We start from the raw sequence: 13852 nt of genomic DNA, 5'->3' as shown, positions 1-13852 counted from the left end.
TCTTCACAGTAGACTTAAGTCTATGAACGAACGAAAACCCGCTGCCCCCGCTTTGGGGGGCGGCGGGTTTTTGCGTGTCCGCATGGATCTTTCGTACGACGGAGGACCTTTCAATGGCTGGGCTCTCCAGCCCGGTCTGCTCACCGTCCAGGGAGCACTTGAGGAGGCATTGGCTCTCCTCGTGCGTCGTCGGGTCCGCGTTACGGTTGCTGGTCGCACCGACGCCGGTGTCCACGCCCGTGGCCAGGTGGTCCATCTCGATCTGACGGAAGCCGAGTGGCTGGGACTTCCGCGGGGACACGAACTTGACCCCGCCGTCGCGCTTTTGCGTCGCCTTCGCGGGGCCCTTAGCCGTATTCTCGGTGACCTTACCGGTGCCATAGAAGTGCACGACGCCGGTCTGGCGCCCGAAGGTTTCGACGCCCGGTTCTCCGCGTTGTGGCGTCGTTACAGTTATCGGATTGCTGATGGCGCGGAGCGTTGGGATCCGGTGCTGCGCGGAATCACGCTCTGGCATAAGGCGCCGCTGAACGTCGCTCTCTTGAATGAAGGCGCTTCCCAGTTGCTGGGGCTCCAGGATTTCCGTTCCTACTGCAAGCCCCGAGAAGGTGCCACGACCATCCGCGAACTGCAGAAGTTTGAGTTCGAACGGGGGAGCGACGGGGTCATTGTCGCTACCGTTCAGGCGGATGCGTTCTGCCACAACATGGTCAGGTCCTTGGTAGGCTCGGCCCTGCGCGTTGGGGAGGGCCTGGAGCAACCGGGTTGGCTGCATGAACGTCTGCTGGAACGTAAGCGTGACGCGAAGTCCGTGTTGGCCGCACCCCACCCCTTGGTGTTGGAGGAAGTAGCGTACCCGTCGGATAGCGAGCTGCTGGCAAGGGCTGAGCTGACGAGGGCTCGGCGCGAGTAAATCCGGACGTTGGAGGACCCCCTCCCGGCTCTGGGTACCGGAAGGGGGCCATTGTGGCCGTCCACGGTCTGGGATCCGCGAACGGCCGGTCTAGGGGACAGAAACACCAGAGACCCTAGAATGTGCCGGCGAAGTTCTTCATCACGTTGATGATTGCCGGGCCAATGATGACGATAAACAGCACGGGCAAGATGCAGAACATCAAGGGGAAGAGGACCTTCACAGGCAACTTCATGGCCTTCTCTTCTGCACGCTGTCGCCTCTTTACCCTCATTTGTTTAGCTTGGGTGCGGAGAACGTTGGCAATCGCTATGCCGTAAGCATCTGCCTGCACGATCGCCCCGACAAATGCCCTCAGATCCTGGACGTCAGCCCGGTCCGCGAGCGCAAGGTAGGCCTCTTTCCGGCTCCGCCCTGCCTGCATGTCCTGAAGGGTGCGAAGAATCTCTCCCGCCAATGGTCCAGAACCATTTTGGCCGGCGCGGGCCATTGCGGCCTCGAATCCCAGTCCAGCTTCAACGGAGATCAACATCTGATCCAAGGTATTCGGCAACTCTAGTTGAATGGCCTTCTGTCGCTCAGACGCTCGCCCATGGAGGAGCACGTCCGGAACGAAATAGACCAGTACCACGACGCCGATGTACAGGAGGAAGCCCGGGCCTGAAGGCGATTTAAAGACGAACAGCAAGCCCACAAGCGCTGCTAGCAAGGCGCCCGCTGGCTTAAGGACGAGAAGCCGTCCCAAGGGCATTCCCGCTGGCCGGCCCAACCTTGCCAGGAGCTTGTCCAACCACAAGGCATAACCCTTTGGGGCCAGGCGAGTACCTAGACGGTGAAGTGAAGGGATCGATGATTGTCCTCCAAGGTCCCCCGGTAGCCCGACGCTTCGACTCAAGTTTGTTCGAATGGTGGCCAGACCTGCACGGTCCACTGAGATGAAAGCCCAAGCCATTGCCGCAATCGGGACCACGATCAGTGCCACGGATATCCATGCAAAGATGTTCATTGTCGCTCCTAGAACTTGATCTTGACGACGCGGCTTAGCCAGAATGTTCCGAGGCCTAGAAGGATGACAGCAGCCACCAGCATCACCCAACCGACGGGGTGAGTGAACAGGGTCCGGATATAGGTGGGGTTGGCCAGATTCAGATAGAAGAACATCCCCGTTGGTAGAGCGATCAACACATAGGCGGACAATCGACCTTCGGCGCTAAGAGCGCGCACCTGGCCCTTGATCTGGGAACGTTCGCGGATGGTCTCCGCTACGTGGTCCAGCACTTCGGCGAGGTCGCCACCTACCTCTCGATGGATCTCAATGGCTTGAGCAGTCCACAAGAAGTCCTCACTATGAAGACGTGCGGCTGCATCCGTCAGTGAATCCCGCAGATCTCGTCCCAAGCGGGCTTCGGCCACTATTCGAGTGAACTCTTCCCGTGTAGGCGACTGTGCCTCCTGAGCTACGGCATCAATCGAACGAAGCAGGCTATGCCCGGCTCGCATACCCCCTGAGAGCATTTGAAGGGTGTCGCCAAGTTGGGCATCGAATTGAGCCCTGCGGCGCGATGTCATGATCTTAAGAACCAGCCTGGCCAAAATTGGGCAGGCTATGCCGAAGAGCAATGCCGCGAGTGGACCACCGAGTATGAAGCCCACAATGGCGGCCGTAAAGGTGGCGCAAATGACGAGAAGTACGTAGTCGGCTGGCCGCATACGTGCTCCGGCTTGCTCCAGGAGAATTTTGGTTCCCGAGCTACGACCCGCAGAAACGGATCCATCCACCAGAGTCACAGCGGAATTCGTTACTCTCGTGAGCACGGAATCTTTTGAAGTTGCATCTGGACGTCGCCGGGATAGCGCAATTTCCGAATTCCGCGACCGCGGAAGAAGAAAGAGTCCTATACCCAGGGCAACAAATCCGAGAAGCACACCGAGCACGAGAAACAGGGGGTTGGCGGTGGTCATCGTTGCCCGCCCCCTATCGGCATTGATCCAAACACTGCCGGCGAGATCTGGATTCCAAGTTCGGCAAAATGGTCTACGAACCTCGGTCGGACACCGGTTGGCACGGGTTTTCCCAGGAAACGGCCATTGGCATCTATGCCTGCCGAATAGTCAAAACTGAACGCGTCCTGCAGGGTAACCACATCACCTTCCATGCCCTGGACTTCGGTGACATGGGTGATGCGCCTTGTTCCGTCGCGTAGCCGGGAGATTTGCACGATCAAATTCACAGCCGAAGCAATCTGCTCTCGGATTGCCCTGAGGGGAAGATCCATGCCGGCCATTAGCACCAGCGTTTCAAGGCGGGCAATTGCATCGCGAGGAGAATTTGCGTGAACCGTCGAAATGGATCCGTCGTGCCCTGTGTTCATGGCTTGGAGCATGTCCAGTGACTCACCGCCGCGAACCTCTCCGACGACGATCCTGTCCGGCCGCATGCGAAGGGAGTTGCGAACGAGATCACGTATCGCGATCTCACCCTTACCTTCGATATTGCTTGGACGGCTTTCCAACCGAACAACGTGTTCCTGTTGAAGTTGGAGTTCTACCGCATCCTCGATGGTCACAATGCGTTCATCCGATGGGAGGAAAGAGGAGAGCACATTGAGCAGTGTCGTTTTTCCAGTTCCAGTACCGCCCGAGACGATGATATTCAGACGGGCCTGTACACACGCATGCAACAGTTCCGTGATCTCCGGGCTCATGGTCCCCAACTGAATGAGGTTTTGGGCAGTCAGAGGCACGCGCCCGAACTTGCGAATTGTGAGCGACGAGCCACTGACAGCAAGCGGTGGAATGATGGCATTGACTCGCGATCCGTCCGACAACCTGGCATCAACCAGTGGCGACGATTCATCTATGCGCCGGCCAACCTTCGAAACGATGCGTTCAATAATTCGGCGAAGGTGCTCTTCAGAATTGAATCGAGCGTTGGTCAGATGAAGCTTTCCAGCAACTTCCACATAGACCTTTTCCGCTCCATTCACCATGATTTCCGTGACGTCCCGGTCATCAAGGAATCGTTGCAGTGGGCCGAGGCCAAGTACGTCGTCCGCGATCTCCTGAACAAGTCGCTGCCGCTCTGATGACGTGAGGGGTATGTCGTCTTCGTCAATGACGGCGCGCAGCTCCTCTTTGACGTACCGGTGCAATTCGGCCTCGTCGAGCGATGTGTCCGAAATTCGTGAACCCATGCGGTCAAACAATGCATTGCTGGTGCGTTCCTTGACGCCTGCCAACGCTTGGCTGGAGTCTTCATGATTGCCATTTTCCCCGGAGGAGACAAGATAATCTGGCTTAGGCGTTGAACGCACAGCCCAAGGATCACCCATTACGTCAGGGACAGGAACTGCTGACTCAATACCCCGAGCTGATTGCAGGCGTTTTGCGAGGTTCACTTGACTACCGCCCTTCGGTGAAGCTGCTTGTGTGGTCGCTCTTCCCAACCGGGCTTGAACCTGTCAACGAGTTGACGAAGCCCCCGGCCTGTAGCGTCTTTGGAACCATCCTGTAGAACGGGTATGCCCCTGTTGGTTGAATACGGGAGGCTGCGGGAACGTGGCAAGGTCACGTCCACAGGGCATCCGATCGTGGCCTCGACGTCGTTTAGGGATAGCCCGCTACGTTTGTCAGCGAAATTCAGGACTACGTGGCGGTGTTCCGGGACTAGCCCTATCTCTTCGAGGATTTCCAATCCACTCCGCAGGCCTCGGATGCTGGGGATGTCCATGCCGCAAACCCAGACGACATCGGAAGCTCGTTCCAGAGTCGCTAGCACGTGCTCACCGAGACCTGGAGCTGTATCGACGACCACATATTCGAATTCATTGGCCAATTGGTCCAAGAGATGTCCCACTTGATCAGCAGAGATATGTTCGATCTGGGCAGGATTATGCGGCGCGCACAGGGCGTATATTCCCGCTGAATGGACGGTGAGATATGACTTCAGGACCATGCTGTCTTGAACGGCAGCTCCCGATACTGCGTCCGCAATCGTCTTATCCGGTTCCAACAAGAGCCCCGACGCCACGTCCCCAAACTGGAGATCCAGATCGGCGATTACCACTTTCATGGCCGACGAGTGTCCAAGTCCAACGGCGAGATTGGTCGAAATCGTCGTTTTCCCTACGCCACCCTTGGGAGACATCACGGCAATGATGCGGCCTCCGTCTCGAGCTCCGTCCACCTGGGCCCCCAAACCCCTGCGCCGACCGGCGGAGGCGAGGCTGGCGCGCTCCAATAGAATCCGGATGGTCGGCACGTCCGAAGCAGGATCGAGCAGATCACGTATGCCGGCTCGCATGGCGGGCAGCGCAACCTGGCTCGCGTCGCTCGACGCCAGAACAACGCTGATTTCCGGGTACTGAAGATCGAAGAGGCTTGCTAGACGTATGGCCTCGTCAACCTGGAGCCCAGGGCCCAGCACGAGTACCTCAAGCAGTTCCCCCGACAATACCCGGAGTACGTCGTCTGGTCCTTGAGGCAGGTAGTCGGCAATGATGGAGTGTAGGTCTCCGTGTAGGCCCGCTGTGGCTTGACGAACTCTCTGCTCGAAATCTGTGTCGGCCGTAATGACCAGGAAGCGGCTCATTGGAGTACCTCTGCCTTCTTGATGGTGACACGCGGGCTTTCCTGAGCGTCACTTGGCTCTTTGGTTAGCCAGATGTCGCCATACTTGGCTCCATACACGATCTTTGTTGCGTCGACGTCGCTCCGGGCCAGCGTCACAATGAAGGAACCTTCAGGCAACTGGGTGTTCGCTTGATCGGAACTCGCTTGTGCCGTGTTGGAGTTACGAGCTACGGCCCTTTGAACGCTGGTGACCAAAACCTTGTGGAACACGAGCTGAGCTGATGAGTCTGCGTCGGCAGCTCCTGAGGAGCCTCCGAGAAGGATCATGACCCCCACTGTGTCGCCGGCGGCCAATCGTCCACCGACCACGCGCTGCGCATCAAGTTGGACTGACACTTCCTGTAGGCCGTCTGGAACCGGGACGGATCCAGGAGCCGCTAGGCTGCTAGGGTCGACCAAGCGCGTTCCAAGCAACGCTTCGCCGGGCAGCAGGTCGATCCCCGCAACCTTGCCGTCGAGCCCAGCGAGACTCTTCAGGGCCCCGTTCGGTACAGATGCGGCAGGTAGGGACGTGAGTTTTACGGCGTTCTTGATCTGTTGAAGGTCGGCTCCCTCAGGAACCTGGCTCTGGACGACCAGAACGTCAACGGGCTGGAGGTCTTTTTGTGCCCTTGCATCGGCTGCTTGGACATATGTGACTAGCAGGAATGTGCCGACAATTGCCAGCACAAGCGCTACTATGCCTCCCAGTAGGCGTGTTTTCACTTCTTTCTCCTTAATGCAATGGAGTTTTCTCCCAGATTGTAATTATTTGGTGAGTTGGACGCTCAGGGCGCCGTACGTGGTTGGACCGCCCAGTTCGGCGGCCTCCGTCAGACTTACTTTCTTGATGAACGTGCCGAACAGGCCGGTGTCACTGTTTTTCAAGCCCAAAGATTTGTTCAAGGCTGCCGCTTCTGTGGTCATGTAAGTGGGTCCACCACCGGTCAGATGCCAACCTCGTATAGAGATTTGGGCAAAGGCCTCTATCTTGAAGGACTTGCCGTACGGTGACGCCGAGCACGGGTTTGTGCCAGTTCCCTTTTTTAGAGGGCAAGCTGTGTCAAAAATGGGAATCAGAACCTCCACAGTTTTGCCGGCTTTAAGATTTGTTTCCCACGAGCTAAAGGTGGCAGCACAGGTTGAATCGAAGTCGGCGCCTGGATTTGATTCAATCCAAGGATGCGTTACGTCTACGTGTACAGTGCAGGAGCCCGAATGATTCAGCCAGCCGAAGCCTCCCGGCAATTCAAATCCGGAAGAAGATTTGTGGGGGCAGGCATATTTGGGATCATCGGCGAGTTTTGTTCCGTGAACAGGGAAGAACTGCAGTCCCTTGACGAACGATGGGTCGGCCTCGCATCGCGAAAATGTTAGCGGCAGTGCGTTTGCGGCGGAATAGCCACCGAACTTGGCCTGGGCTGCAGCGCCGATGTCTGCCGTCTCGATTCCCAACGCACGTGCGAACACCAGACTGAAATGATTGTCGCCTGACGTGTTCCGTGATTGCGTTTTCACGTCTACCGTTCCGGCGCCAACGTTGACAATGGCCGATGGAACATTGCTGACACCATCCAGGGCATTACCGCCTGACAGGGACGTTGCCGCTGCAACTGGAGCAGTGCAGTCGGCAGAGCTAGCACTCTTGGCGCAAGCTTGAGCGATGGCGATGGCAGACGAGTCTGCGCCATTCTGCAATTGAGCATGCTCGGCATACATGGAGCCAACATCAATGGCGAATGCAGCCATGCCCAATACAGCAACCATGATGATGGCCGTGATCGGTGCAACCACACCTCGTTGCGGATCATCTTCCTTCAGCCGCCACATCGCATGACTCCCTTTCCTGAGACGTCCAGATCGGCCGGCATTCCGGGGACGAGTCCCGGCAGGCCGGTCATCCAAGGTGTTGAGTACGAAACGGTGACTTGCACATTGCAGGGCGTTGAGCCAGTAGTTGCCACAGTTATGTCACCAGGGGCAAGATCCACTGAGGGGGCCGCAGCGACACCAGCAGCTTGCGCAGCACCGACGCTGTATGTGGCTTCCGATTGATGAATGGCGGCATACCGGGCCGCTTCGCGTGCAGCCTCAGACAGCGATACCTGGATATTGAAAGCTCGACCGAATTCGAAAATCCCCAGAACCAACATCAGGAAGATTGGAAGTATCAGTGCAAATTCAACTGCTACGGCACCATGCTCCTTGCCTCCGCCGGTTCTGCGGCGGAGATACCTGATCTTGTTTGCCTTGGGTTTCATAGCAACTCCCAGAGAAAAAAGTGCGGGCTGGCTGCGACCGATGAGCGCATCGGGGCAGCCAGCCCGGTGGCGAAGATTAACCGGCAGGTTCTGGCGCTTACGGAAGTGCGTCGACGATGGTCTGGAACGCTGTCGTGATTTGGCCACCGAGCGTCGCTACGACGCCTACGATGACCGCAGCGATCAGGGCCACGAGCAGACCGTATTCAACGGCCGTCGCGCCCTTCTCCTCGGAGGTGAAACGGGCCTTGACGCCGGCGATGTACGTGGTGACGGAGAGAATAAGAGCAGACATTGGAAAATCCTTCCCAGATGAATTTTTAGGGTTTGGTTAATTTGGATATAGGTCCAGCAAATTATCGGAATTTGCCTCGCTTTCCGAACTACCCCCATGTTGCCTTTAGCGGTTCGGAATTCGATGAGATAAGAATTCACCCTGGACGCACCCCTGAACAATGCGTAGTCGTACTCGAATTCCAGCAACGCGAAACAGCCGGTCACCCGTAGAAGGGCAGTGGAGTACTCAGTTCGGAAGTCAAAAAGAGGGAGCGACTACTTGGAATAGACAGCAGCCTTATATTTGTGAGCCCATGAAGAGTCGTGGGAAACCCAAGAGACTAAGGACTATTGAAGTAGCAGAGCCACGCCCAGTGCCGCGATGACCATGGCCGGACCGTGGGCTGTTTCTGCGGGCTTTTCCTTGGGACTCAGCCGCCACAGAAGCACCGTCAGCACCCCGCCCACCGCGAATCCCAGTAGTCCGCCGTAGAGTACTTGCTTCCAACCCAAGTACCCCAAGTACAGTCCGACGGGTGCTGCGAGCTTCACATCGCCCATTCCGAGGCTTCTCGGCGAAATAAGTCCCAGAATCAGGTAGGCAACGAAGAGTATGAGGCCTCCAGCGAGTGCTCGGAGCAGCTCGGGCCAAGCGGGATCCAGTGCAGCGGACGCGGCAAGGAGAACAAAACCGCCCCCTAGCAGGACCAAAACAAGTGGGTTGGGTAGCAAATGGAGAGTGAAATCAATTCGCGAAAGCTGCACCCCAAGGAGTGCCAATAAAAGGAACGCCGGCAATTCCGCGGTAAATCCAAAGCGCCACCCCAGCAGGGCAAAGAGCAGTGCGGTGGCTGCCGCCGTCGTGATCCGGACTCTAAGGGAGGGGAGTCCGCCTAGTCGCGGAAGGCGGCGGGCGATCACGAACTCGACGGCCAGGCTCAACAGCAAGCCGGCAACGGCGAGCAGGAGCAGGAAAACGGGACCGTTGGTCATGTACTCTCCCTCAAAGCGCATGCGACCCCGAGGGGCGGATACCCCATTTTGACCCGGACGGCCCGTTGAAGGTATTGTTTATAGTCGTTGTGCGTGTCCTATCTCGATGACACATGCCTTCTCGGGGATCCAGTTGCAGGGTCGCTAACTCAAGAGGCATATCGAGATTCTGGGATGACTGGTCTATAGAGCCCTCACCTCTGCTCCGGTAACGCATACATAGTAGGTACACGCCTCACTGCGTGTCGCCTAAAACATGAACGCCAGAACAAGAACGAGGCAAAACCGTGCGTACGTACACCCCGAAGCCCGGCGATATCAACCGCCAGTGGCACGTCATTGACGCCACCGACGTTGTCCTTGGTCGTCTTGCCAGCCAGACCGCAACACTGCTGCGCGGAAAGCACAAGCCGACCTTTGCGTCCCACATGGACATGGGCGACTTCGTCATCATCATCAACGCTGAAAAGGTTGCCCTCACCGGCGCCAAGCTGGAGCAGAAGCGCGCATACCGCCACTCCGGTTACCCGGGCGGCCTGACCTCCGTCAACTACGCCGAGCTGCTGGAATCCAACCCGGTTCGCGCTGTTGAGAAGGCCATCAAGGGCATGCTCCCCAAGAACTCCCTCGCCGCTCAGCAGCTGGGCAAGCTCAAGGTCTACGCAGGCCCCGAGCACCCGCACGCTGCACAGCAGCCGAAGACTTTCGAAATCACCCAGGTCGCCCAGTAGTCCTGGCCACCAAACAACTTTTTATTACAAGGAGAACCGTGGCTCAGAACGAAGAACTGACCGCCGAAGCCGTCGAGGCTGAGGAAACCCTCACCAGCTACACCTCTGAAAGCACATCTGTTGAAGATGCGCCCAAGAAGGAGCGCCCGGCACTGACCGTTGCCGGTGCAGCTGTTGGCCGCCGCAAGGAAGCCGTTGCACGCGTTCGCGTCATCCCGGGTTCCGGCAAGTGGATCATCAACGGCCGCACGCTGGAGAACTACTTCCCGAACAAGCTGCACCAGCAGGATGTCAACGAGCCCTTCAAGATCCTTGATCTTGAAGGCGCCTACGACGTCATCGCCCGCATCCACGGCGGTGGCATCTCCGGCCAGGCCGGTGCACTGCGCCTCGGTGTTGCTCGCTCGCTGAACGAGATCGACGTCGACAACAACCGCGCCACCCTCAAGAAGGCCGGTTACCTGCGCCGTGACGCCCGCGTCATCGAGCGTAAGAAGGCTGGTCTCAAGAAGGCACGTAAGGCTCAGCAGTACTCCAAGCGTTAATCTGCGCTTGCTCGAAAGCCCGTTCCGCCGTTTCGGCGGGGCGGGCTTTCGCCGTTTAAGAAGTTGCGCTTTATGCAGTTCAAAGAGGCGTGCTGGGAGTCGGATTTGACCTGCGCACATGACGTTCCGACACGCTGCTGGACGGGTGGTGTCCCGTCGTCGTCTAAACTTGAGCCGATGTCTAGATTATTTGGAACAGATGGCGTGCGCGGTCTCGCGAACGGATTGCTCACAGCCGAGCTGGCTATGCAGCTGGCCCAGGCCGCCGCCGTCGTACTCGGCCATGACCGCACAACCGATGGCAAGCGGCCTCGCGCCGTAGTCGCCCGGGACCCCAGAGCGAGTGGCGAGTTCCTTGCCGCCGCCGTCGAAGCGGGGCTCTCCAGCTCCGGCATCGATGTCTATGACGCCGGGGTGCTGCCCACCCCGGCTGCGGCCTACCTGGTGGCAGACCTCGACGCCGATTTCGGCGTTATGCTCTCGGCCTCCCACAACCCGGCCCCTGACAATGGGATCAAGTTCTTCGCACGCGGCGGCCAGAAGCTGCCCGACCACGTCGAGGACGCCATCGAAGCGCAGTTGGGCAAAGAGCCCCAGCGCCCCGTGGGCGGCGACGTCGGACGCATCCAGCGCTTCTCCGACGCTGAGGACCGCTATATCGTCCACCTGCTCGGCACTCTCCCCAAGCGCCTTGAGGGCCTGAAGGTTGTCCTGGACTGCGCTCACGGCGCGGCGAGTGGTTGTTCGCCGCAGGTGTTCAAGGATGCCGGCGCAGACGTAGTCGTCATTGGTGCCGAGCCGGACGGCCTGAACATCAACGACGGCGTGGGCTCCACCCACCTGGGTCCGTTGAAAGAAGCGGTGGTCAAGCACGGCGCGAACCTCGGAATCGCCCACGATGGCGACGCCGACCGTTGCCTCGCTGTAGACCACGAAGGCAACGAAGTAGATGGCGACCAGATCATGGCGATCCTGGCGCTGGCACTCAATGAAGCGGGCAAGCTCAAGGACAGCATCCTGGTTGCCACGGTCATGAGCAACCTCGGACTCAAGATTGCCCTCCGCAACGCCGGCATCACCATCCGCGAAACCGCTGTTGGCGACCGTTACGTGTTGGAGGAAATGCGCGACGGCGGCTACAACCTGGGTGGCGAACAGTCCGGCCACGTGATCTTCTCCGATTACGCAACCACCGGCGATGGCGTGCTCACGGGGCTGCAGCTTGCTGCACAGGTGGCCCTCACGGGTCGTAGCTTGAAGGAGCTCGCAACGGCCATGACCAAGCTCCCGCAGCTCATGATCAACGTCAAGGGCGTGGACAAGGCCCGTGCAGGCACCGACGAAGGCGTGGCCGCAGCGGTAGCCGCTGCTGAACTGGAACTGGGCGAAACCGGCCGTGTGCTGCTGCGCCCGTCCGGAACCGAGGCCCTCGTCCGTGTCATGGTGGAAGCTGCCGACATGGAGACGGCCGAGCGAATTTGCAACAGCCTGGCTGCCGTAGTCAAAGAACGCCTGAGCGCTCCGAGCGAACTGGCTGTATAAGAACTTAAGCAACTTCGGCCCGCTTTCCTGATCACCGGTTTACTGGTTCCTGGACAGCGGGCCGAGCTGGTTTAAAAGTGCCGGCGTTTAATGGGACGGGCCCTACAGGTAGTCCGGTGCTGCTTCCAACCCGAAGTACTCCTCAAGAGTTGCGATGCCTCGGGTGTTCATCTCTGTCGCTGCTTCGACGCCGATGTAGCGCAGGTGCCAGGACTCGTAGAAGTATCCGGTGGTTTCGTGGAACATCCACGGATAGCGGACGATGAAACCGAATTTGTGGGCGTTGGCTTTGGCCCAAATAGCCGCGGGCTGGTCGGCGAAGCAGGGTTGGAAACTGCAGGCACCTCCGCCGTCGGCTAGGTCAAAGGACCAGCCCGTTTGGTGTTCCGAATGACCGGGGCGTGCCGAAGCCCGGTCGGCTGCAACCTGGCCGCTGCTCGCGACGTAGCTGTTGTAGGTGACCATCTGGGTGGAATAGGAGCGGTACCCGGATGCCAATGCCATGGTGACGCCTTCGGCCGCCGCTGCGGCGAACATCTTTTCTGCGGCAGCCGCCGTCGTGCTGTTCATCAGTGTTGCTTCGCCGGTGACGGCGAGCCGGATGTTCGGCTGAACCAAATCCGCCGGGACATAGTTTTGTGGATTCAACGGCCGGTGTTTGTTGACCACCACCCATGGGCTGGCTGGATCGGTCAGGGAGAACTGCTTGGCTGCGGCCTGAGAGGGCGCTGCGCTGGAAGGGCTGCTGGAAGGCTCTCTAGCTGCAGCGGGCGTAACGGCAGTGACTTGAGTTGGCGTGGCGCTTGAGCCAGCGGCGGACGGTGTCGCCGAAGTCCCTGCAGAAGAGGGGGTGGGGCCATCCGGAGTGCAGGCAGTCAGTGCGGCCAGGCCTGCGCCAGCTGTGAGGAAACCCGCGAATGCCCTGCGGCTGGGCATCGGCTGAGGTTGGGTGTCCACGCTAGACCTTCCTCAAAAGCATGCGACGGATGGAGTGATCTGCGTCCTTGGTAAGTACCAACTGGGCGCGGCCACGGGTGGGGAGCACGTTCTCTTCGAGGTTCGGCTCGTTGATGCGCTTCCAGATGCCGCGGGCTGTTGACTCGGCATCTTCGTCGGAGAGCGTGGCGTAGCGGTGGAAGTAGGACTCTGGCTGCGCGAAGGCTGTGGTGCGAAGCTTTCGGAACCGGTCCACGTACCACTCCTCGATGTAGGAGGTCTTGGCGTCAACGTAGATGGAGAAGTCAAAGAAGTCGCTCAGTGCGAGGCCCTGCTTGCCATCCATGCGGGGCCTGGCAGGGGCCAGAACGTTGAGGCCTTCCACGATCAGTACGTCTGGGCGGCGCACCACAACTTCCTTGCCCGGGACGATGTCGTAGGTGACGTGGGAGTACCACGGTGCCCGGACTTCCTCGGCTCCGCCTTTGATTTCCGACACAAAACGCAATAGCGCCCGGCGGTCGTAGGACTCCGGGAAACCCTTGCGTTCCAGCAAGTGCCGGCGCTTCAGCTCCGCCAGCGGGTAGAGGAAGCCGTCCGTGGTGATGAGTTCTACGTTGGGTGTGCCCGGCCAGCGCCGCAGCATTTCACGGAGCACGCGGGCGATGGTGGACTTTCCAACGGCAACGGAACCAGCCACACCAATGACAAACGGCGTGCGCTGTGTTTGCTCACCCAAGAACGTGGTTGTTGCCGCGTGAAGTTGATGTGAAGCCTCAACGTAGAGGTGCAGAAGCCGCGAAAGGGGGAGGTATACCTCCCGCACTTCCTTCATATCGAGGGGATCGCCGAGGCCTCGCAGGCGGAAAATGTCCTCTTCGTTGAGGGGCTGCTCCATCTGTGCTGCAAGCCGGGACCACGTTTGGCGGTCCAGCTCAACAAAGGGGGAAGCGCCGTCGCCGTTTGCTTCGGTGCGTTGCAAAGTCACGTTCTGATTCTGCCCTTAGCCCGGCGGATCAGGAAATGCGGGACGACGTGAAGGTG

Annotated in this window: 15 protein-coding genes; 4 read left to right on the top strand and 11 right to left on the bottom strand. The window is 59.0% G+C overall.

The window, feature by feature from the left end:
- The first annotated feature begins 22 nt into the window (after positions 1 to 22).
- Positions 23 to 913, top strand: coding sequence for a tRNA pseudouridine(38-40) synthase TruA (gene truA / locus AC1DD7_RS08230; RefSeq protein WP_477514571.1), 891 nt, complete (start codon positions 23 to 25; stop codon positions 911 to 913).
- 115 nt (positions 914 to 1028) lie between these two features.
- On the opposite strand, the gene AC1DD7_RS08225 is transcribed toward truA, so the two are convergent.
- The 9 genes from AC1DD7_RS08225 to AC1DD7_RS08185 all read right to left on the bottom strand — a co-directional run bounded on the left by AC1DD7_RS08225 (position 1029) and on the right by AC1DD7_RS08185 (position 9054).
- On the bottom strand, positions 1029 to 1919 hold the full coding sequence (locus tag AC1DD7_RS08225) for a type II secretion system F family protein (RefSeq protein ID WP_477514570.1): 891 nt from the start codon (positions 1917 to 1919) through the stop codon (positions 1029 to 1031).
- A gap of 8 nt (positions 1920 to 1927) precedes the next feature.
- Positions 1928 to 2875, bottom strand: coding sequence for a type II secretion system F family protein (locus AC1DD7_RS08220; RefSeq protein WP_477514569.1), 948 nt, complete (start codon positions 2873 to 2875; stop codon positions 1928 to 1930).
- On the bottom strand, positions 2872 to 4311 hold the full coding sequence (locus tag AC1DD7_RS08215; RefSeq protein WP_477514568.1) for a CpaF family protein: 1440 nt from the start codon (positions 4309 to 4311) through the stop codon (positions 2872 to 2874). The genes AC1DD7_RS08220 and AC1DD7_RS08215 overlap by 4 nt, the downstream gene beginning before the upstream one ends.
- Positions 4308 to 5504: a CpaE/TadZ family protein gene (locus AC1DD7_RS08210; RefSeq protein ID WP_477514567.1), complete on the bottom strand. Its 1197-nt coding sequence runs from the start codon at positions 5502 to 5504 to the stop codon at positions 4308 to 4310. The genes AC1DD7_RS08215 and AC1DD7_RS08210 overlap by 4 nt, the downstream gene beginning before the upstream one ends.
- Positions 5501 to 6250, bottom strand: coding sequence for a Flp pilus assembly protein CpaB (cpaB, locus tag AC1DD7_RS08205; RefSeq protein ID WP_477514566.1), 750 nt, complete (start codon positions 6248 to 6250; stop codon positions 5501 to 5503). The genes AC1DD7_RS08210 and cpaB overlap by 4 nt, the downstream gene beginning before the upstream one ends.
- 42 nt (positions 6251 to 6292) lie before the next feature.
- The gene (locus AC1DD7_RS08200) at positions 6293 to 7354 is read right to left on the bottom strand and encodes a pilus assembly protein TadG-related protein (protein WP_477514565.1); all 1062 of its coding nucleotides are present in this window, start codon (positions 7352 to 7354) and stop codon (positions 6293 to 6295) included.
- A complete protein-coding gene (locus tag AC1DD7_RS08195) occupies positions 7342 to 7785 on the bottom strand; it encodes a TadE family protein (RefSeq protein ID WP_477514564.1) in 444 nt (147 codons plus the stop codon). Before AC1DD7_RS08195 ends, AC1DD7_RS08200 begins: the two co-directional genes overlap by 13 nt.
- Positions 7786 to 7882: 97 nt before the next feature.
- On the bottom strand, positions 7883 to 8080 hold the full coding sequence (locus AC1DD7_RS08190) for a Flp family type IVb pilin (protein ID WP_477514563.1): 198 nt from the start codon (positions 8078 to 8080) through the stop codon (positions 7883 to 7885).
- Positions 8081 to 8409: 329 nt separating this feature from the next.
- A complete protein-coding gene (locus AC1DD7_RS08185) occupies positions 8410 to 9054 on the bottom strand; it encodes a prepilin peptidase (protein WP_477514562.1) in 645 nt (214 codons plus the stop codon).
- 287 nt (positions 9055 to 9341) lie between these two features.
- Between AC1DD7_RS08185 and rplM the strand changes: the two genes are divergently transcribed.
- The 3 genes from rplM (at position 9342) to glmM (ending at position 11872) form a co-directional block, all read left to right on the top strand.
- Positions 9342 to 9785 carry a 50S ribosomal protein L13 gene (rplM, locus tag AC1DD7_RS08180; protein ID WP_011775554.1) on the top strand — a complete coding sequence of 148 codons (444 nt, stop codon included), beginning with the start codon at positions 9342 to 9344 and terminating at the stop codon, positions 9783 to 9785.
- A 38-nt stretch (positions 9786 to 9823) separates the two neighbouring features.
- Complete coding sequence (rpsI, locus tag AC1DD7_RS08175; RefSeq protein ID WP_216925110.1) at positions 9824 to 10330, top strand: 30S ribosomal protein S9; 507 nt, start codon at positions 9824 to 9826, stop codon at positions 10328 to 10330.
- A 177-nt stretch (positions 10331 to 10507) separates the two neighbouring features.
- Positions 10508 to 11872, top strand: coding sequence for a phosphoglucosamine mutase (gene glmM, locus AC1DD7_RS08170; protein ID WP_477514561.1), 1365 nt, complete (start codon positions 10508 to 10510; stop codon positions 11870 to 11872).
- A gap of 102 nt (positions 11873 to 11974) precedes the next feature.
- On the opposite strand, the gene AC1DD7_RS08165 is transcribed toward glmM, so the two are convergent.
- Both AC1DD7_RS08165 and coaA read right to left on the bottom strand, forming a co-directional pair.
- On the bottom strand, positions 11975 to 12829 hold the full coding sequence (locus AC1DD7_RS08165) for a M15 family metallopeptidase (protein ID WP_477514560.1): 855 nt from the start codon (positions 12827 to 12829) through the stop codon (positions 11975 to 11977).
- 1 nt (position 12830) lies between these two features.
- Positions 12831 to 13796 (bottom strand): type I pantothenate kinase, encoded by a 966-nt coding sequence (coaA, locus tag AC1DD7_RS08160; RefSeq protein ID WP_223946540.1) that lies wholly within the window; start codon positions 13794 to 13796, stop codon positions 12831 to 12833.
- Between the last annotated feature and the right edge of the window lie 56 nt (positions 13797 to 13852).

This window comes from Paenarthrobacter sp. 10L412 (assembly GCF_056395565.1).
This window is presented reverse-complemented; position numbering and strand designations above follow the sequence as displayed.

Excerpts from the sequence above, each read along its gene's own strand:
- truA (WP_477514571.1), top strand. The coding sequence starts at position 23 with ATGAACGAACGAAAACCCGCTGCCCCCGCTTTGGGGGGCGGCGGGTTT.
- AC1DD7_RS08225 (WP_477514570.1), bottom strand. The coding sequence starts at position 1,919 with ATGAACATCTTTGCATGGATATCCGTGGCACTGATCGTGGTCCCGATT.
- AC1DD7_RS08220 (WP_477514569.1), bottom strand. The coding sequence starts at position 2,875 with ATGACCACCGCCAACCCCCTGTTTCTCGTGCTCGGTGTGCTTCTCGGA.
- AC1DD7_RS08210 (WP_477514567.1), bottom strand. The coding sequence starts at position 5,504 with ATGAGCCGCTTCCTGGTCATTACGGCCGACACAGATTTCGAGCAGAGA.
- AC1DD7_RS08200 (WP_477514565.1), bottom strand. The coding sequence starts at position 7,354 with ATGTGGCGGCTGAAGGAAGATGATCCGCAACGAGGTGTGGTTGCACCG.
- AC1DD7_RS08195 (WP_477514564.1), bottom strand. The coding sequence starts at position 7,785 with ATGAAACCCAAGGCAAACAAGATCAGGTATCTCCGCCGCAGAACCGGC.
- AC1DD7_RS08190 (WP_477514563.1), bottom strand. The coding sequence starts at position 8,080 with ATGTCTGCTCTTATTCTCTCCGTCACCACGTACATCGCCGGCGTCAAG.
- AC1DD7_RS08185 (WP_477514562.1), bottom strand. The coding sequence starts at position 9,054 with ATGACCAACGGTCCCGTTTTCCTGCTCCTGCTCGCCGTTGCCGGCTTG.
- glmM (WP_477514561.1), top strand. The coding sequence starts at position 10,508 with ATGTCTAGATTATTTGGAACAGATGGCGTGCGCGGTCTCGCGAACGGA.